The following is an 18,644-nucleotide window of genomic DNA, read 5'->3' as shown; positions in this document are numbered from 1 at the left end:
TTCAACTGTGGTAAATAGTGCAATAAAAATAAATAAAAGCCCCAGTACTATAATAGTTAAACTATCAAAAAGTATATTTTTAAGTTCTAGATTGTTTTTCTGCATCTTTAGCCTCCAATCAGAAAAGTTAAAAATCCAGATAATTATAGCTCAAAAAAATATCAGCTTTAATTATCTTCTTAAATATTATCTCATTAAATTAGTAAATATTGCTGCAATTTCTGGATCAAATTGAGTTCCGGAACAGCTTTGGATTTCATTTAGGGCTTCTGCTTGCGAAATAGCGCTGCTGTATGGTCTTTCATTGGTCATTACATCATATGCATCAATAATTGTTATAATCCTTGCCAAGTATGGAATTTCTGCTTCACTTAATCCTCTAGGATAACCATTACCATCCCATCTTTCATGATGGGCCAAGATTTCTTCAGCAACTCCAGAAAATTCCTGGGAAGCAGAAGCAATTCTATAACCCTTTTCAGGATGTTCCCGCATAATCTTCCATTCTTTTCCTGATAGCTTATCTGTTTTGACCAATATTTCTTCTGGAATAGTAACTTTTCCGATATCATGAATTTTTGCTAAAAGTGCAAGCCGATTAAGTTCTGAATTCGATAAATTTAATTCTTCTCCTAGCTGAAGAGCTAATTTTTCCATTCTTAAAGCATGTTCTTTACTTTCTTTAGTTTTTGTACCCAAGGTATTTAATATATTTTCTATAACATTACTCTTGCTGCTCCTGCTTTCTGAAAGCTTATTTTGATACATCCTATCATCTGCATTTTTCAATACTTGATTTAAGGACTGCTGGGGTGCGTTTTTAGTTGCAGCACCAAGGCTAATAGAAAGAGGTAATTCTTCATTTTCTGCTGCTTTAAAAGCTGCTTTTATTCTTTTCAATACTTTTTCTGCTGCTTCTTTGCTGGTTTGAGGAAGCAGAATTAAGAACTCATCACCCCCATAACGAGCTAAAATATCTTCTTCTCTAATAAAAGTATTTAGCAGTTGAGCAGTTTCAATCAAAAGCTGATCACCTTCTTTATGGCCAAAACTATCGTTGATGAGTTTTAAGCCATTTACATCTGCCATGATAATACTTATTGGCAGCTGCCTTTCTGTATCTAATCTTTTCATCTCTTCTTCTAAAAATCTACGATTATATAATCCGGTTAAAATATCTCGATATGATAAATATTCAATTTTTTCTTCCTGCATTTTGCGTTCAGTGATATCTACCTGCATAGACAAAATGCCTTTTTCTCCATCAGGAAGAATTATACTTGTTTCTTTTAAATGTGTATAAAGAAAATCCCCATTTTTAGTAGGAGTTTTAATATCAAATTCAAGGTCTTCACCATTAAGGATTTTTTGAATATTATTTTGCGCAATTTCTCTATTCTCTTCTAGAACAAATTTGTCAAAAATATTGCTGGACTCTAGTTCTTCTTTTGTGTAATCAGTTAATTCACATATAGCTTCATTAACTTCTAAAATATTACCTTTTTGATCTTCAATTATTATAGCTATTGGTGCAGATTCAAATATTGTACGATAACGTTTTTCACTCTGTTCTAAAGCTTTTTCCTGCTTTTTTCTTTCTGTGATATCATAAGACAAACCATCAACTCTAATCAGTTCATTTTTATTGTTTTTTATGGGAATGATATAATTTTTAGTCCAGATAACTTCTCCATTTTGTTTATAGACCCTATATTCTTCTTCTGCTATTGATTTTTCTTTATAGCTTTCTTTTGAAGTTTCTACCTTTATTTTATCTTCAGGATGAATTATTTTAAACCAAAAATTAGAATTATTATACCAATCTTCAAGTGGATAACCATATAATTTTTCAGTTGAAGGTGAAGCTTCAATTAATTTTTCATTTTTTATGTCAACTGACCAATAAGCTATACCAAAATTTTGAAAAATATTTTTAAGTTTTTGATCTTTTTGTCTTTCAACAGTTATATCCTCAGCAGAGCAAACAAGAAATTCAACTTCTCCTTTTGCATTTAATTTTGGTATTCTGCTAATTGATAGTAATCTTTCTTCACCTCTATGATTTCTAACCCATCTTTCTTGTTTTACTTTCTTTTTTTCTGCAAAAACTCTTTTATTGTTTTCTATGAAGTTATTTGCCTCAGTCTCAGAAAAGAAATTACTTATTTTTTTATTTTCAACTTCTTCTTTTTTAGCACCAATAAAGTCAGCATGAGCTTGGTTAACCTCTCCATATTGATCAATATCTGTTAAGTACCAAATTTGAATATCAATATTATTTAAAAGTTTCCTCTGTTTATTGTTAATTATATCTATTTCATCTTTAGCTTTTTGTTTGTGATAGCTAATCAAATAAGTGAAAACAGCTGTTGATAAATAGACAAAATAATATAAGAGGCGATATTGAGGTGATAATTCTTGAGCCATTGTCAAAGTTATGCCAATAAAAACAGCTGAAAATAAATTACAGTATAATAAAATCTTCTTACCTGCAAAAAACAAATTAGCAATTACAAGTACCGCAATTAAAGTTGCAGCAAGATTATAAGAGAATGAATTCAAATAGCTAATATAAGCCAAATGCATAATCCCTGCATAAATTAAAATATAACTTAGCTCTTCTATCTTTGTTTTTATCCATTCATTAAAAAAAGATAAAAGAAAAACAGTTAAAAAGATTAAAATTATAATTCCTCTCTGCATTAAAGAAATTGGATCATCTATATTGGCAGAGTTATAGAAAAATAAGCCAAAAACAAAATAAAAGTAGGGAACTATAAGCATAATTATTCTATAAAATTTAAGTTTTTTATTTTTCTCCTCTTTTTTTTCTGCTTCAGTTAATCTTATTTCTTTATTCATCTTAATATCCTTTCGGGCTACTATTAATTATTTTATTATAGTAAAAATTCAAAAAATTAAATTCAATCTAAAGCAAAGTGCTTATTATTATAGTTTTGACATAAAAAGCTCATTTCCTGCCATCAGAAGCCTTTTTAATGATAAAAAAGAAAATGGCGGCAAATGCCACCATTTAAATATTTATTAGATTTTATTAAGCTTTAATCTATTATTTCCACAAGAACTACCCTTCTATTTAAAGCTCTTCCACTCTCAGTTTTATTTGTGCTTTCTGGTGCTAAAGGACCAATTCCAGCAGGTACCAAACGATTAGTAGATATTTGATGATTATCAATTAAAAAATCAACAACTGATTTGGCTCTTTTTTCAGATAAATTTATATTATATTCTAATGATCCCAGATCATCTGTATGACCAACCACATATAATCTTAGTTCTGGATTTTCAAGCAGTAGTTCAGCTATTTCAGCCAATACAGCATGAGAATCTACTAAAATCTGAGCACTGTCAAATTCAAAATTAATTCCATAAATTGCTACTTTACCGCTTCTACTGAGATCATCCTCCATATTCTCAACACTTACTAATCCTTCTTCCATTGGTGCTAGCTCTACAACATCAAGCTGGATTTTAGCTTTAGCACCAGTAGAAGGAGCCATAGCAAAACGATTTGCTGTATGAACATATAAAGCTACGTAAATATCACCTTCTGCCCTGTCCATTCGAGCAGCTAAATATCTAGGGTTTTCTGGTGCATCTAAGTAAGTATGTCTATTATATCCTCTGGCAAAATCTAATTCATATGGATATTTTCTACCATGCCAGTCACCATAATATCTAATCTCATCACCACTACTTTGATATATTATTTCAAAACCAGCACTTTTTAATTCCATCTCATAATTGCGAAATATTTCTAAAGAAGATCGCTCTTCCGGAGCTAAATAAGTAATTTTAGTAACCACTCCTTCAAGCTTTTTATGTTCAGCAGGAAAACGCTTATTACTACCTCTTACTACTTCATGTTCTGCTAAGGCTTCACCTTCATTTATTGACTCAGTAATAATAGCATCTAAAGCTAAAATATATTCATCATAAGAAACCCTCTCATAACCGATGATATAAGAACCACTAAAACGAGAAATCAAAGGATGATCACTACTGCCTTCAACATCTTCTCCGGCAAAAGCCACACCTGTCAAGATTAGACTAAAAAATAATAAAATCATCAGACTAAAAACAATTTTTTTATGCATAACTATCCCCCCTGTTATATTATCATTATGTCTTAAATTTCGACATAAAGATATAAAGTCCTGCAAGATGGGGTTTGAGATAGTTTTGCTATTTTTAAGGCAATTCTTCTGAAAATAATCTGCAAAGAACTTTTGCTACACCATCCTCGTTGTTATTAGGTGCAATCAAATCTGCTCTTGCCTTTAAATCATTAGAGTTTGTGTTAGCCATTGCTACCGAGGTTCCTGCAAGTTCTAAAAGCTCAAGGTCATTATTACCATCTCCAAAAGCAATTGTATTTTCTAAACTTGTTTTGAATCTTTGAGATAAAAATTTTAATGCAGTACCCTTAGATGTAGCAGCTGCATTAATCTCTAAATTAAAATTACCCGAAGTAGTAATTTTAACTTTGCCTTTAAATTTATCACTAAGTTCTGAATAAGCTTTTTTTAATTTATTTTCATTTCCCATAACATATAATTTTTGAATAATTAGCTCTTTTTGTCCAACAAATTTTTCCATATCTTTCTTTACACTTATAGAAAATAATTTGTAATTATTAATTAATCTAAAAATACTATCTACTGAAAATAATTCTTTAATTCCATCTATTAATAGAAGGTTTTTTAGTATTTTGTATTTATTTTTAGCAAAAATTTTGTCAGCAGAACTCAAATAATAGCTAAGACCATTATATTTTTCTAAATTTTTAATGAGTGGAGCTAATAAGCTCTGATCTATAGAATTATTAAAAATAACATTCCCTTCAAAATCAACAATATAGCTGCCATTGGTTGTTATGTAAGCAAGCCCTTCAATATTACTTGTTAATTCTAATGCTTCCTTATAATTTCTACCAGTTGCAATAAAAACTGCATAATTTAATTCTATTAACTTTCTTAACATGGCTTGATTTTTTTTCGATATTGTAGAGCGTGAATTTAATAATGTTCCATCAAGATCTATTAAAATCATTTTTTTGAAATTCTTCATTTCTCTTAGACTCCTCATTGAAGCTACTTGTGATTTAATTATTTATATAAATAATTAAAAAACTATTAATAACTCAAACTTCACACAAATTATTTTGTGCAAAGTTTGAGTGTAATTGTCATATGATTTATTGTGAATATACTTTAAAGATGCTTTCCATTACTTTCTATAACATCTTTATACCAATGAAAACTCTTCTTTTTTATTCTGCGCATATCTTTTAAGTCAAATTCATCACGATTAACATAAATAAAACCGTAACGTTTATTAATACCTTGATGAGTACTTACTAGATCAATTGCTGACCAAGGACAATATCCGAATAATTCAACTCCATCAGTGATAGCTAACTGAGCCTGTTTAATATGTTTTTTTAAATAATCAATTCTATAATTATCATTAATTTTGTCATTTTCTTCTAATTTATCATAAGCCCCAAGACCATTTTCTGTAACAATCAATGGCAGGTTATATCTACTATAGATTTCTCTTAAGGTTGTTCTAAATCCTATTGGATCAATTTCCCAACCAAACTCTGTTTTTTCAAGGTGTTCATTTTGATGACGTCTATATAAACCTTTTTCATTATCTACAACCTGTTGATCACCTTCATAATTGCTTTCTTTTTTTTCATCTTTAAAATCACCTTCTACTGAAGCACTTGTATAGTAATTAAAAGCTATAAAATCAGGCTTGCCTGCTTTCAAAATCTCCATATCTCCATCTTTTATTTCTGGAATTATGCCTTTTTCTTCCATAAAGCTCCAAGCAGTTGCATTATATCTTCCGAAAACAGCAGCATCTAAATACAGCCAATTTCTTATAGAAGAATAATTATTAGCGGCTAGCACATCTTCTGGTTTAGATGAAGCAGGATAAACAGTAGAAATGTTTGGTGCTGGACCTATTTTTGCAGATTCAAGCTTTTTATGACAGAGATCAAATACCATTGACTGGGCTACTAGCATATGATGATTAGACTGATATAAACCTTTTTTTACATTATCTGGATCACCTTCTAATAATCCTAAAGCATCACCATGCAGGATCATCATATTTTGTTCATTAATAGTCAGCCAATATTGAACACGATCTCCAAATTCATCAAATAAAACTTCTGCATAATTAACAAAAGCATCAACTGTTTCCCTGTTTTCCCAACCCCCTTTTTTCTGTAGAGCAAGTGGTAAATCAAAATGATACATTGTAACTAATGGTTCAATATCATATTTTAAAAGTTCATCAATTAGATTACTGTAAAACTCTATTCCTTTTTGATTGATTTCCCCAGTTCCTTCAGGAATAATTCTAGTCCAGGCTATTGAAAATCTATAAGTTTTAAAACCCATTTCTGCCATTAAAGCTACATCTTTTTTATAGTTATGGTAATGGTCACTTGCAACTTTAAAATCTGTTACATCTTCTGGGTGGTTCCCGACATCCATTACTGAAAGACCTTTACCATCTTCATCCCATGCGCCTTCTACTTGATAAGCAGAAGTGGAAGCTCCCCACAGAAAATCATCTGGGAAGTCTTTTAATTCTTTACGAATCATAATATTCCTCCTCAAGTAATATTTAATCAAATTTTTAAATTTGAATTATCTTTGAAACTGAGGCAAATAATCTATATTCTCAGTAATTATATCATCTAATAACTCTTTAACAATACTTCCTTCAACTAGAGGATGAATTGTTAGTGCTTGATAGGCAGCATTATAATCCCCGTGTACTCCTGCTTCAATAGTTAAGGTTTCATATTCATTAACTACCTGCAGTAATCCTTTAACTTGTGGTGGAAGAGCTTCTACATTTAGTGGATATGCACCATCTGCTCCTATATAAGAGGTTCTTTCTATAACTGAATCATCAGGCAAACAGTTAACTGTTCCGTTATTTTTAACATTTACATAATGGAGTGTTCCTTTATCATTATAGATTGCACTTATTAAATCACAAGCTGCATCTGAGTAATATTGGCCTCCCCTTGACTCTAATTCTTCTGGTTTTTGTTTTAGGTCTTGATCTTTATATATTTCAAAAAGATCTTTTTCTAAACCTTTAACTACCTCACCTCTGGTACCTTCACTTTTTGCAGCTTCAATTTCTTCCTGCAGCATCATATCTGTTAAATAGTAATATCTATGATAAGGACAGGGAAGCATTCCTAAAGACTGAAGTAACTCTTTACTCCATTTATAATCAGGAATATTTTCAACATCAGAAAAGTCACCTTCTGCTAATTTATCTAGAAGCTCTGATATCTTGTTTTCACCATTTAAATAAGCTTTTCTACCCCAGACTAAATGATTTAAACCTACAAAATCCATTTTGAGATCTTTTTCATCACTTTCTAAAATCTCTGCTGCCATTTTATGCATAACTACTGGCACATTACATAAACCTAATACTTTAATATCACTGTACTTACTTAATGTTTCTGTAATTATTCCACTAGGATTTGTAAAATTTATCAGCCAAGCATCTGGTGCAAGCTCTTCCATATCTTTTGCAATATCTAAGATTACCGGGATAGTTCTTAAGGCTTTAGCCATTCCTCCTGCACCTGTGGTTTCTTGACCTATAACATTATGTCTTAAAGGTATTTTTTCGTCTCTAATTCTGGCATCTAATAAACCTACCCTAAATTGAGTTGTTACAAAATCTGCATCTTTTATTGCTTCTCTTCTATCTAAGGTTAAATGAACTTCCATATCAATTCCAGCTTCTTCGACCATTCTTTTAGCAAGACTACCTACAATATCTAATTTCCATTTTCCTGCTTCAATATCAACCAAATATAATTCTTTAACAGGTAGTTCATCATGCCTTTTTATAAAACCTTCTATAATTTCTGGAGTGTAACTACTTCCCCCTCCAATTGTAGCAACTTTTATTCCTTTTTTATCTTTCAATTTATTTCTACCTCCTAATTAATTACGCAGCTTTTGTAACTGTTTTTGTGTTTCAATCATTTCTTCTACTAGATCTTTGGCTAATAAAGCATTCATAAGGTGGTCTTGAGCATGAACCATTAAAATACCTGTCTCTTTTTTACCACCCTTTGCTTCATCTGTTAATAAACTTGTCTGCTCATCATGAGCTTTATTTAAACTTTCATCAGCTTCACTTAGCTTCTTTTCAGCCAACTGAAAATCTCCATTTCGAGCATGGCTTAGTGCTTCAAAAATTAAAGCTTTACCATCACCTGCATTTGATATTATTGTAAAAACCAACTGTTCATAATTCATTGTTTATCCTCCTACAATTTTATATTCTTTTGCTTATGCTGCATCAGCTTCTGCTTGAGCAGCTCTTTCTTCTTCTAGTTTCTTGTTATCTAATACTTTCATAAATGGATAATATATCAATCCTGCTACTGTCATTGTTATCAACTGCAATATAATTGCTCTCCAGTCACCTGTTGCCAGAAAACCACTAATCAGTGGTGGTGTGGTCCATGGAATTAAAGTATATGGTCTTGCTACTAGTTCAAGTCCCATTGCAATATAAGTTATAGTAGCTGCTGATAATGGAGCTAATATAAATGGTATTAACATAACAGGATTCATAACTATGGGAAGCCCAAAAATAATTGGTTCATTTATATTGAAAAGACCAGGACCTAAAGAAGTTTTACCTATAGCTTTAAATTGTTTTGATTTCGCTGCAAAAATTAATAATAATGCTAAAACAAAGGTTGAACCCGAACCTCCCATATGGACAAAAATTTCAATAAAAGGCTGATTAACAATATTAGGTAAAACTTCCATCCCTGCTGCCATAGCATTAGTATTCTGATCTAATAATGTTAAAAGTACTGGGCCAGCAGTTCCAACCACAAGACTGGAACCATGAATACCAACAAACCAAAAAACACTAATTGCCAAGAGCATAACCGCAACTCCAGGAAAAGTTCCACCTAATCTTAAAAGTGGTGCTGTTACTATATTGTTAATTAATTCAGGTATAGCATAAGTAGTAAAGGCTAAAGAAATTTGATTAAAAGCCCAGAGTGATGACAAAATAACGAACCCTGGTATTAAAGCTGTAAATGATCTAGCCACATTAGGTGGTACAGAAGCAGGCATTTTAATTACTAATTTTCTCTTGACGACTAATCGCTGAACTTCTACTGAATATAATGCAGCTAAAATTGCTATAAATAAACCATCAGAACCCATCCAATTAGATGGAATATTTCCATTTTCAGTTGCAGGAATTAATAATATAAAGGCTGCAAGACCTAAAACTGCTGATTCTAAGGGGTTCATATCATATTTCTTACTTAATGAATAAGCAATAGTAAATGCAGCAAAAAGCCCCATCATTCCAAAGGTTGCTCCCTCAATCATCAATATCCTACCTACATATGGATCAACAAGTTCCTGTAATGCAGGTATTGGTGGGAAGGCAACAATTAAAGCTACAGACCCAATTATAAGCATAGGTAAAATTGCAATTAACCCATCACGAACGGCTTGTAAATGTCTTTGCTCTCCGACTTTTCCTGCTACAGGAAGAAATTTTTCTTCTAAAAAGTTAAATAGTTTATTACTCATTTTTTTCACCCTTTTCATTTTTTTGATTTAATTATTTAATATTAAATTAACTATTATTTTATAAGCTTAATTGCCTGTTCCAGAGCTTTTTCACCATCAACCATTCCATAAGCAACTGAATCAACTACATCAAGTGCTGTTCCTTTTTCTTCAGCTAATTTTTTAAATGTTTTTTCTTTATATTTAATTTGAGGTCCTAATAATACAACATCATAATCTTCAACTACATCTTTAAACTTTCCAACCGCTTCTGCTTGAATAGAAATTTCCATTTCTCTTTTTTCAGCTGCTTCTTTCATCTTTTCTACCAACATACTTGTACTCATTCCTGCATTACAGACTAATAAAATATTCATCAAGTTTCCCCCTAGTATTTTAATTTAAATTATTTAAAAGTTTTTATTAAATTTTTTAGTTTTTTTAAAGCTTCTTCTTCATCACTTCCAGTTGCTTTAACTTTAATTGAGTCTCCGTAAGAAGCACCAAGAGTCATCAGTGACATAATACTTTTCCCATTTACAGTTTGTCCTTTTTTTTCAACTTCGATATTGGCTTCAAAACTCTGAGATGCTGCTACAAATTGTGATGCTGGTCTTGCATGAAGACCTGATTTGTTTTCAAGTTTCATTTCAAGAACTTTCAAACTAACTCCCCCCTTTATTCAATAATATTATTTTATTTCTTTCACCTATTATATTATGCATAAAGGATGCCAAAGTATTATTTTTTTTATTATTTTTTCTTTAATAACTGTTTAACCCCTGTCATAACAAGGTTTATTAAAAATAAAAAAATATCTATTTGGGCAAAAATAAATGCTTTTAAACACAAAAAAATAGTGTGCAATTATTTTTGCACACTATTAAAATAATTATTAAATTTTTTAGTTGTTTTTAAACATTTCAAGTATATATGCATATTCATCTTCTGTTATTTGGATATTATATTTCTCTTCTAATTTTTTTATTATACTTTTTATTTCTCTAAACTTCAGTCTGTTTTCTTTTTTATATTCTCCTAAGTTATCAAATTTAACTGTTCTACCTCCAGCCATCAGATTATCAATCATATACACCATATGCAATAAAATACCAATTTCAACCCCGGAGTCTATGCTTTTATTTAAATTTTCTTTAATTTCCTTGATTATTGTCCTAATATCTTCTATAATTTCAAAGCTTTCCAACTGTTTTAAATACTTATTTATTGATTTTTTTATTTTATAATACATTTCTTCATTTTCAACTAACTTTTTTATTTTTTCTATTCCATCATCAATTAAGATCTCAGAAGCTGAAAAAGAAGGGATACTATCTATTTTATTATTGATATTAGTGATAATAGATATTATTTTAAAATCTTTTTTTAATTTCTCTATATTTTTTTCGAATTCTTTTTCTTCAAGCAAATTCAAATTAATGAATTTGATCTCTAAAGAACTTTCAATTTCTTTTTCTAATATTTCTTTTATCTCTACTGCTGCTCCATCTCCAGTAAAACAGGCTGTAATAATAGCAAATTTTTTCTGGTATTCTTTTCGGGTGGTTACACTTTTTTCAGGCCTTATATCAAAGTCTTGCTGATAACTTTCTGCACTTATTTTATTTACAGAGCGAATTATATCTTCAATGCTTTCTCCTAAAACTGCTTTTCGGCAGGCCTCTAAAACCTGAGGAGTACTAGCCATTGTAATAGTTTTTGTTTTTATACCAGTTTCATTATTGATCATCTCTGCAAAAGTGTTTAAAGAACCCATATCTACCATTAAAACTATACCACTACCATTATCAAGTTTTTGAGCCTCACTTTTAGCCTTGTGATACACCTCTTGTGGATTCATTTCCAAAGGCATGTTGATAGAAACTGCATGCTTTTCTCCAATTAAATTATTTGCTACCTCTGCAATACTGCTTGCCGTTGAACTGCCGTGCATAATAACTATAATTCCGACTTTATTAATTTTATCTTCTCCATTAAAATTATAGGGCCTTTCAGTTAAAAACATTGTTAGATAACCAATTTCATCAAGAGGAGTTTCTATATTAAATTCTTTATCAATTATAGAAGCTATCTCCATAGCTGTAATAAATTCTTGAGGATAGTTGATTCTAATTTCATTTAATTGAGGATGATATATTTCTTCGCCATCTTTAATTCTAGCTATACTTCTTTTTAAATGTAAAGCCAATCCATAGTAAATTTTTTCATCATAATCCCTATTTAATCTATTTCTAGCAAGAGTCAAAATTTGTTCTATAATTGTAACAATATTTTCACCAACGATCTTGTTGATTTTGCTTTTTTTGAAGTTTTTTGTGATATTCCCAATATATTTCTGGAAGTGTTTTTCTATATCAATATTTAAAATTTCACTAATTTCTTCTCTTTTCATCCCACTTTTTTCTAAAGAATTTATTTTCTCTTCAATATTATCATAAAAATAATATTCTTCTCCTGAATCTAATTTATCTTTTTTGAAATTATTAATTTTTTGCGTTTGATCTGTAGTAAAAGATATTAAATTACCTTTATCAGCTATTAAATCATTTATTTCTTCTCTCTTTTCAGGCAAATTCATTATTCCCTTTTTGACATGATAGGGAAGTTCTTCCTGACCAATTTTTAAAATATCACACTTTTTAGTTTCTTGAGCTTTATAATTTAAAAAAGCTTTTGCACAGGCAAGTTGAATATCACTCTTTAATTGACCAATATTATTTGGACAATCATAAAGCAGAAAAGATTTTAAAGCATTTTTATAAATATAGATATCTTTATTAACCCTTTGTACTTCATTTTTTATAAATTCGTCAATCAATTTATATCTTTCCATTAAAGTTCTAGCTTCGAGAGGAGGTAGTTCAATAACCATTGGAATTCTTCTCTGAAATGTCTTTAATAAATATGAACCAGGTGTTTCTGTGGTAGCAGCAATTATTTTAAGCTCAGCAAATATTTTTTGATTTGTTTCTCCTAAGGGCTTGAAAAAGCCATTGTCTATGAAAGTAAATAACATTTCCTGGCCTTGAGGAGGGAGACGATGTACTTCATCTAAAAATATAATTCCTCCATCTGCCTTTTTCAATAACCCAATTTTATCTTTATCTGCACCAGTATAAGCTCCTTTTTTAACTCCAAAAAGCTGACCCATTAAAAGCTGTGGATTATCTGCATAATCTGCACAATTAAACTGAATAAAAGGAGCATCTGACTCAATTACCCTTTCATTTGCAGCAAAATTATACATCAACTTTGCAAACATAGATTTACCTACACCAGTTTCACCCAATAATAATGTATGCAATCCTTTAGGAGGATATAATATTGCTGCTTTCGCCTGCTGAACCGGAATCTTCAAACTGCTTTGAGCACCAATCACATCTTCCAAACTATTAATCTTTGTATTTATAACTTCATTACTTGCTTTATTTTTCGTCTTATAGATTACAGGTCTCCCATTGCTTTTAACTATTTTATCTTCTTTTAATAATTTATTTAAATAACGACTTGCATTTGAGCGAGAAATATTTGCTTTTTCTGCGATTTCTTGAGCTGTTAGACCTTTATTATCTTTTTTTTCTGATAATTCCATAAATAGCTTAAATATCTTATCTTTTTTCTTAATCTTCTGCACCTCCAAAGATATATTGTAATTTAGTATATCATTTTTGGAGTTAGATTTCATTATAAATCAAAAAAAGAGGGGATTACTCCCCTCATAATGTTATCTATTAAACTAAATTTATCGTTAAGCAAGATCATCTCTTGCACTATAATTTCTAAAAATATAATAACCGGCTGCCATGGTTAATAAACCAATTAAACCGATAGCCCATGCACCTAAACCTGTAGCTCTGACTAATATCCATGTTAAAGGGTTAGCTCCATCAATAAGACTGGAAATCATTGCTGCTCCTTCTGGAAAATCAAAGTTTGCTGCGTGAGCTGCGGCAGTATGTAATTCTGCCAATCCAGTGGAAATATATAAACCAACTGCAATTACCAGAGTACCAATTATAGTAGAACGAAAGATATTACCCTTGGTAATTGGAATAATCATTACTACAAGAAAAGGCAGTGAAGCTAAATCACCAAAAGGAAGAACTGAATTCCCTGGTAAAATAACAGCTAATAATATAGTTATGGGAACCAAAATTAATGCTGTGGAAATTGCAGAAGCATGACCAATGGCTATTGCAGAATCAAGTCCAATATAAATTTCGCGATCTTCAAATTTTTCTTTCATAAAGTTTTTAGCTGCTTCAGAAAGTGGTGTCAAACCCTCCATTAAAATCTTTACCATCCTTGGGAATAAGAGCATAACTGCCGCCATTGTAACTCCTAAATTAAGAACTTCTTGTGCACCATAGCCGGCTAAAATACCTAATGCTAATCCTAAAATTAAACCCATAATTATTGGTTGACCGAATATACCAAATTTATCCTGGATAGTTTCAGGATCAGCATCTATCTCTCTAAGTCCCGGAATTTTATCCATTAAATTATTTAATGGTATTGCTATTGGAACATAAGCTGCAGAAAAACCATGTGGAAGAGAGATATTGGGGATATCATAAAAATCCTGTACCATAGGTGCTGTCCAATCTGCCATTACAAGAACTATTGCTGCATTTATACCAGCCGCTACTAATCCCCAAACTAAACTATCTGTTAATCTTGCAACTAAGGCACCAGTAAAAGCAAAATGCCAAAAATTCCATATATCAACATTAACAGTTTTAGTTAATTTAAATAAAATCATAATTATATTAACACCCAAAGCTATGGGTATAATTAAAGCACCAACCTGGCTACCAAAAGCAATTGCCGCTGAAGCTGGCCAGCCAACATCTATAATTCCTAGTTCAATTCCAAATCTCTCAACCATTGCCTCTGCTGCCGGCCCTAAATTACCTACCAAAAGATCAAGAATTAAATTAATACCAATAAAACCTACTCCAATCAGTAATCCAGAATGAAAAGCCTTGCCTATTTTTTGACCAAATAGAATTCCTAAGATGAATATTACTATCGGTAGCATTACACTTGCACCTAGATTGGTTAAAATCTCAAAAAATCCTGCTAAAACTTCTAATATTTCAATCATTTTTTTAAGGCTCCTCCTTTTTTATTCAATTATTCTTTTAGTTTAGCTATTATTTTCTCTTCTACTTCTTCTTCTCCTATACCACTTATCATAGCAGTTGCATTAATTACCGGAAGATCAACTTTATAAGAAAAAGCAGTAGTTGTCACTAGAAAATCATAATTACTATTTTCTATTTCCCTTTTAGCTTCTGTAACTTTTGCTTGATTAATATCTACTTTTACCCCTGCTTTTTTAGCTAAATTTTTTATTTTTTCGTTTACCACTGTTGAAGTTGCAATCCCTGTACCACAAACTATCAAAACCTTTTTTTTCATTTACTATACCTCCCCAAATTATTGATTCAATAGAGCTAAATAACTTTTTTCACCTCCCTATTTAGTAAAACTGTTTTATCATCTAAAGTTATTTTTGATATGCTTAAATACTTCTTCTTTAGAACTAGCTTTTTGTAAATCCCCCAAAAAATTTGGGTCTTTAAAGGCAGAAGTTAAATTACTGATCACTCCAACCTGGTTTTCTTTTTCTTTAATTGCCAGCATAAAAATTATATTTACATCAATTTTTTCTGAAGCATCATCCATTCTATAAAATTCAACCGGTTTTTTTAATACTGCTACAGCAATCGCAGCTTTATTCACATGCTCACTATCGGTATGTGGAATAGCTACATTTCCACCAACTGTTATTAGACCTGTGGGAAAGCTTTCTTCTCTGCTAATAATACCATCATAAAAATTTTTTTTAACATATCCTTTTTCATATAAGAGTTCACTTAGCTTTAATAAAATATCCTCTTTTTTAATTGCTTTTTCAGAAAAAATGATTAAGTTTTTATCAATCATATCTTCTAACTTTACTTTTTGAGTCTTTGCCATTCCTTTTAAACCTCCTCAGCCAAAAAATTATTATTTTTATTGTTTTTCAGAAATACTTCCTAAGAATATATCTCTAATATCTTTTTTAGATTTAGCTCTTTTTAAACTTTCTAACAATTTATTATCATCTATAATACGAAGATAGTTTTTGAAAAATATTTCTGCTTCTTTTTTTGATTTAAGAGCTATCATAAAAATAATCTTTACTTTCCTCTCATCCCACTGGACGTCTTGAGCTAAATTGGCAATTATAACTTTTGAAGAATTAATATACTTTTTCTCAGCATGAGGAAGAGCTATTCCCTTACCCATCTCCGTAGATGTTAGTTTTTCTCTCTTTAAGACAGAATTTTCGAAACCCACTTTTACAATCCCTCTTTTTAACATTTCTTTGCTGAGAAATTTTATTATCTCTTCTTTAGAATTTAAATTTAAGCTGCAGAATATCAAATCTTCATCTATTAAATTATCTAAAATATCATTTCTTGAATGATTTTGCTTTTTATTTTCTTTAATTAAACCATTCATTTCCTGCTGAATAAATTCAATATCCTCATCTGTACAAAGAGGACTGATTTTGATTATTGGCACTATATATTCTTTGTTCAATGGAATCGTACTGATTATTAGATCAATATCAGCAAAAGAAAAATCATCTAATTTATGAGCAGCTATCACTCCTTCTATCTGAAGTCCAGATAATCTCCTTTTTAATCTTTCTGCTAATAGTTGAGCTGTTCCACCTCCACTTCCACAAACAACGAGAACTTTTCGGTTTTTGGTTAATCTTTCTAATGCAGCGCCTAAATGGAGAGCTATATAACCAATTTCTTCTTCACTCACCTGAATCCCTAAATGCTTTTCATAAACTATACTGCTGCTCCAAGCTGCGGCAAAAACATCTGGATAATTATCTTTAATTTCTTCTAATATTGGATTTCTTAAACTTAAACCATATTCTAACCTATTTAAAACTGCTCTAAAGTGTAAAATTAAACCCATCAAAACTTCTCTATCTCTGCTTAAATCAACTTCTAAAACCTTTGCTGCAGTATCTATTATTTCTTTAGCCATATTAACAATTTTAGAATTACTTTCTTCCACTATATCTTCTAATTTAGCTTCTTTAATACTTTGTTGATATTTAGCACCTAAAATATGAAGGGAAATATAGGCAATCTCCGCTTCAGGAATAGGAACAGAAAACTTATCTTCCAATTTTTTAGCTATAAAGGCTGCTATTTCAAATTCTTCTTTCTTTTTTAGCTTATTAAACTGTTCTTTATTCATTTCTATATCTTTGCCTTGCTCTAGTCGTTCTAAACTAATGGCAAGATGGACAATCAAACCAATTAATGTCTCATCTGTGAATAAAAAATTAGCCTCTCTTTCAGCTTCAAGCAATATATCTTCAATTTTTTTAAAATCTATATTAGCAAATAATAGTTTAAGATCTTGATAGGTGTTTAAATCAATTCTACTTTCTTCTAGATTAGAAATTTCATCTTCTCCTAAAATATGTTTTAATTCTTCACTACCCTTTAACAAAGTTAATAAATCTGCTACCGCTTTGCGCCAATTTTTTTCTTCTCCTTTAATCTTGAGACCATATCGTCTTTTTCTTTCTAATTTCAAATTATATTTATTTAGCCATGCTTCAACTTTATCTAAATCCTTATATACAGTAGTTCTGCTTAAATAAAGTTTGTCAGCTAATTTTTGGATGGTATAATTTTTATCAGATTGAAGCAACCATTTTAATATAAGCTGTCTTCTTTTTTCCGGAGAATAAGGATCTCTATAATCCAAAGACTTAGAAAATTTTTGTTTAAGCATTTTTCTTTTTTCTTCAGATATTTTCAGACTAACACCTACACCTGGTTTTATGGAAAGAACAACATCTTCTTTTTCTTTTAACCAAGCCTGTAATTTTTTTAAGTCACTACGGATTGTCCTGGCTGAAACCGAAAGCTTTTCGGCCAATTCAGCTGTAGTAAAGGCTTGCTTTGATTCTAATAAAACAATTAATAAATTTGTAGTTCTTTGTCCTAATATTCTTAAAATTTTTACCACCTTCTTTTTAAAGTCAATTAGAGATATCTTCATTGACTTAAGTTTATAATAAAACATTCTTTTATTAAACTCAATCAACCTTTTTGCCGTTTCAATGTGGAAATATTGTACTAGTGAAGTAAAAACAACAATCCCTACATAAAAAAATGCAGGGATTGTTGTTTAGACATAAATACAAATTATTATTATAGATTTACTTTTTTAAGCCGATAAACTTCATTACTAAACTTTTCCGCTTTAATTACAAAGTCAAATTTATCAATGTTAAGACAATAATTAAAATCCTCTTCTGGCATATCTGACTGAGTGCTGCTATTAAAGAATTTATCTCCTGCAGGACTGTAAAGCTTTTTCCTTAATTGCTCTTGATTTAAATTTTCTTTGCCTTCTAATTTGTTTTTCAAATATTGGGCCAGAGCCATATCTTCTTCTGCAGTTTTTTCTGCATTAACGCCCATGGCCACCAGTGAAATCTTTTCAAAATCTTTCTTTTCAATATAATTTGCTGCAGCTGAGACATTAACAAAACTTCCAGTTATAATTTCTTCAGCTTGAGCAGCATTAATAATACCCTTTGTACCTGCACTTGTGGTTAAAATTATATTTTTCCCTTTGAAGTTTTGCTTAGAAATTAAATAAGGTGAGTTCCCATAATCAAAACCAGCTAATTTAATCCCATTTCTTTCTCCAACTAAAACATTATTTTCAATCTTTTCAGCTAACTTTCTAGCTTCATCTACTTCAGAAACCGTGTATATAGCCTGAGCACCATTAGCAAAAAGATAAGCAGATGTAGAAAAAGCTCTAAAAACATCAATTATAACTGCTAATCCCTCTGCCTTTTTTGCACCTTCTATGAATTGATATATATTAATTTTCATATGTTCCTCCTTTAGATTGTATTATACAAAACTAAGCAACAATTCTCAAAGA

The 18,644-nt window shown here is 30.5% G+C and carries 15 protein-coding genes; all 15 read right to left on the bottom strand.

Going from position 1 to position 18,644, the window contains the following annotated elements; genetic code table 11:
* Positions 1–186: 186 nt before the first annotated feature.
* The 15 genes from LJ207_RS10530 to LJ207_RS10460 all read right to left on the bottom strand — a co-directional run bounded on the left by LJ207_RS10530 (position 187) and on the right by LJ207_RS10460 (position 18,592).
* Positions 187–2,862 (bottom strand): PAS domain S-box protein, encoded by a 2,676-nt coding sequence (locus tag LJ207_RS10530; RefSeq protein ID WP_229346462.1) that lies wholly within the window; start codon positions 2,860–2,862, stop codon positions 187–189.
* Positions 2,863–3,062: 200 nt separating this feature from the next.
* Positions 3,063–4,118, bottom strand: coding sequence for an OmpA family protein (locus LJ207_RS10525; RefSeq protein ID WP_229346461.1), 1,056 nt, complete (start codon positions 4,116–4,118; stop codon positions 3,063–3,065).
* 94 nt (positions 4,119–4,212) lie between these two features.
* Positions 4,213–5,091: an HAD family hydrolase gene (locus LJ207_RS10520; protein ID WP_229346460.1), complete on the bottom strand. Its 879-nt coding sequence runs from the start codon at positions 5,089–5,091 to the stop codon at positions 4,213–4,215.
* 143 nt (positions 5,092–5,234) lie between these two features.
* Positions 5,235–6,647, bottom strand: a complete 1,413-nt coding sequence (locus LJ207_RS10515; RefSeq protein WP_229346459.1) for a glycoside hydrolase family 1 protein — start codon at positions 6,645–6,647, stop codon at positions 5,235–5,237.
* A gap of 45 nt (positions 6,648–6,692) precedes the next feature.
* Positions 6,693–8,006 (bottom strand): 6-phospho-beta-glucosidase, encoded by a 1,314-nt coding sequence (locus LJ207_RS10510; RefSeq protein ID WP_229346458.1) that lies wholly within the window; start codon positions 8,004–8,006, stop codon positions 6,693–6,695.
* 18 nt (positions 8,007–8,024) lie between these two features.
* The gene (locus LJ207_RS10505) at positions 8,025–8,342 is read right to left on the bottom strand and encodes a PTS lactose/cellobiose transporter subunit IIA (protein WP_229346457.1); all 318 of its coding nucleotides are present in this window, start codon (positions 8,340–8,342) and stop codon (positions 8,025–8,027) included.
* 33 nt (positions 8,343–8,375) lie between these two features.
* A complete protein-coding gene (locus tag LJ207_RS10500; protein ID WP_229346456.1) occupies positions 8,376–9,653 on the bottom strand; it encodes a PTS sugar transporter subunit IIC in 1,278 nt (425 codons plus the stop codon).
* Positions 9,654–9,706: 53 nt separating this feature from the next.
* Entirely contained in the window at positions 9,707–10,009 is a 303-nt protein-coding gene (locus tag LJ207_RS10495; RefSeq protein WP_229346455.1) for a PTS sugar transporter subunit IIB, read from the bottom strand.
* Positions 10,010–10,038: 29 nt separating this feature from the next.
* Positions 10,039–10,296, bottom strand: coding sequence for an HPr family phosphocarrier protein (locus tag LJ207_RS10490; RefSeq protein ID WP_229346454.1), 258 nt, complete (start codon positions 10,294–10,296; stop codon positions 10,039–10,041).
* A gap of 240 nt (positions 10,297–10,536) precedes the next feature.
* Positions 10,537–13,287 carry a sigma-54-dependent transcriptional regulator gene (locus LJ207_RS10485; protein ID WP_229346453.1) on the bottom strand — a complete coding sequence of 917 codons (2,751 nt, stop codon included), beginning with the start codon at positions 13,285–13,287 and terminating at the stop codon, positions 10,537–10,539.
* A gap of 114 nt (positions 13,288–13,401) precedes the next feature.
* The gene (locus tag LJ207_RS10480; RefSeq protein ID WP_229346452.1) at positions 13,402–14,760 is read right to left on the bottom strand and encodes a PTS galactitol transporter subunit IIC; all 1,359 of its coding nucleotides are present in this window, start codon (positions 14,758–14,760) and stop codon (positions 13,402–13,404) included.
* A gap of 29 nt (positions 14,761–14,789) precedes the next feature.
* The gene (locus tag LJ207_RS10475; protein ID WP_229346451.1) at positions 14,790–15,077 is read right to left on the bottom strand and encodes a PTS sugar transporter subunit IIB; all 288 of its coding nucleotides are present in this window, start codon (positions 15,075–15,077) and stop codon (positions 14,790–14,792) included.
* A 78-nt stretch (positions 15,078–15,155) separates the two neighbouring features.
* Entirely contained in the window at positions 15,156–15,638 is a 483-nt protein-coding gene (locus tag LJ207_RS10470) for a PTS sugar transporter subunit IIA (RefSeq protein ID WP_229346450.1), read from the bottom strand.
* 36 nt (positions 15,639–15,674) lie between these two features.
* Positions 15,675–17,768, bottom strand: a complete 2,094-nt coding sequence (locus tag LJ207_RS10465; RefSeq protein ID WP_229346449.1) for a BglG family transcription antiterminator — start codon at positions 17,766–17,768, stop codon at positions 15,675–15,677.
* A 128-nt stretch (positions 17,769–17,896) separates the two neighbouring features.
* Positions 17,897–18,592 (bottom strand): 2-phosphosulfolactate phosphatase, encoded by a 696-nt coding sequence (locus tag LJ207_RS10460; RefSeq protein WP_229346448.1) that lies wholly within the window; start codon positions 18,590–18,592, stop codon positions 17,897–17,899.
* Positions 18,593–18,644: the final 52 nt, after the last annotated feature.

It is taken from the genome of Halanaerobium polyolivorans (assembly GCF_020711195.1).
GTDB classification, from domain to species: domain Bacteria; phylum Bacillota; class Halanaerobiia; order Halanaerobiales; family Halanaerobiaceae; genus Halanaerobium; species Halanaerobium polyolivorans.
Note: the sequence above shows the minus strand (reverse complement) of the source record. Positions and strands in the feature narration are given on the sequence as shown.

Bases quoted from the DNA above. Each gene is read 5' to 3' on its own strand.
- LJ207_RS10525 (WP_229346461.1), bottom strand. From the start codon at position 4,118: ATGCATAAAAAAATTGTTTTTAGTCTGATGATTTTATTATTTTTTAGT.
- LJ207_RS10515 (WP_229346459.1), bottom strand. From the start codon at position 6,647: ATGATTCGTAAAGAATTAAAAGACTTCCCAGATGATTTTCTGTGGGGA.
- LJ207_RS10505 (WP_229346457.1), bottom strand. From the start codon at position 8,342: ATGAATTATGAACAGTTGGTTTTTACAATAATATCAAATGCAGGTGAT.
- LJ207_RS10460 (WP_229346448.1), bottom strand. From the start codon at position 18,592: ATGAAAATTAATATATATCAATTCATAGAAGGTGCAAAAAAGGCAGAG.
- LJ207_RS10530 (WP_229346462.1), bottom strand. From the start codon at position 2,862: ATGAATAAAGAAATAAGATTAACTGAAGCAGAAAAAAAAGAGGAGAAA.
- LJ207_RS10495 (WP_229346455.1), bottom strand. From the start codon at position 10,009: ATGAATATTTTATTAGTCTGTAATGCAGGAATGAGTACAAGTATGTTG.
- LJ207_RS10475 (WP_229346451.1), bottom strand. From the start codon at position 15,077: ATGAAAAAAAAGGTTTTGATAGTTTGTGGTACAGGGATTGCAACTTCA.
- LJ207_RS10480 (WP_229346452.1), bottom strand. From the start codon at position 14,760: ATGATTGAAATATTAGAAGTTTTAGCAGGATTTTTTGAGATTTTAACC.
- LJ207_RS10465 (WP_229346449.1), bottom strand. From the start codon at position 17,768: ATGTTTTATTATAAACTTAAGTCAATGAAGATATCTCTAATTGACTTT.
- LJ207_RS10470 (WP_229346450.1), bottom strand. From the start codon at position 15,638: ATGGCAAAGACTCAAAAAGTAAAGTTAGAAGATATGATTGATAAAAAC.
- LJ207_RS10520 (WP_229346460.1), bottom strand. From the start codon at position 5,091: ATGAAGAATTTCAAAAAAATGATTTTAATAGATCTTGATGGAACATTA.
- LJ207_RS10500 (WP_229346456.1), bottom strand. From the start codon at position 9,653: ATGAGTAATAAACTATTTAACTTTTTAGAAGAAAAATTTCTTCCTGTA.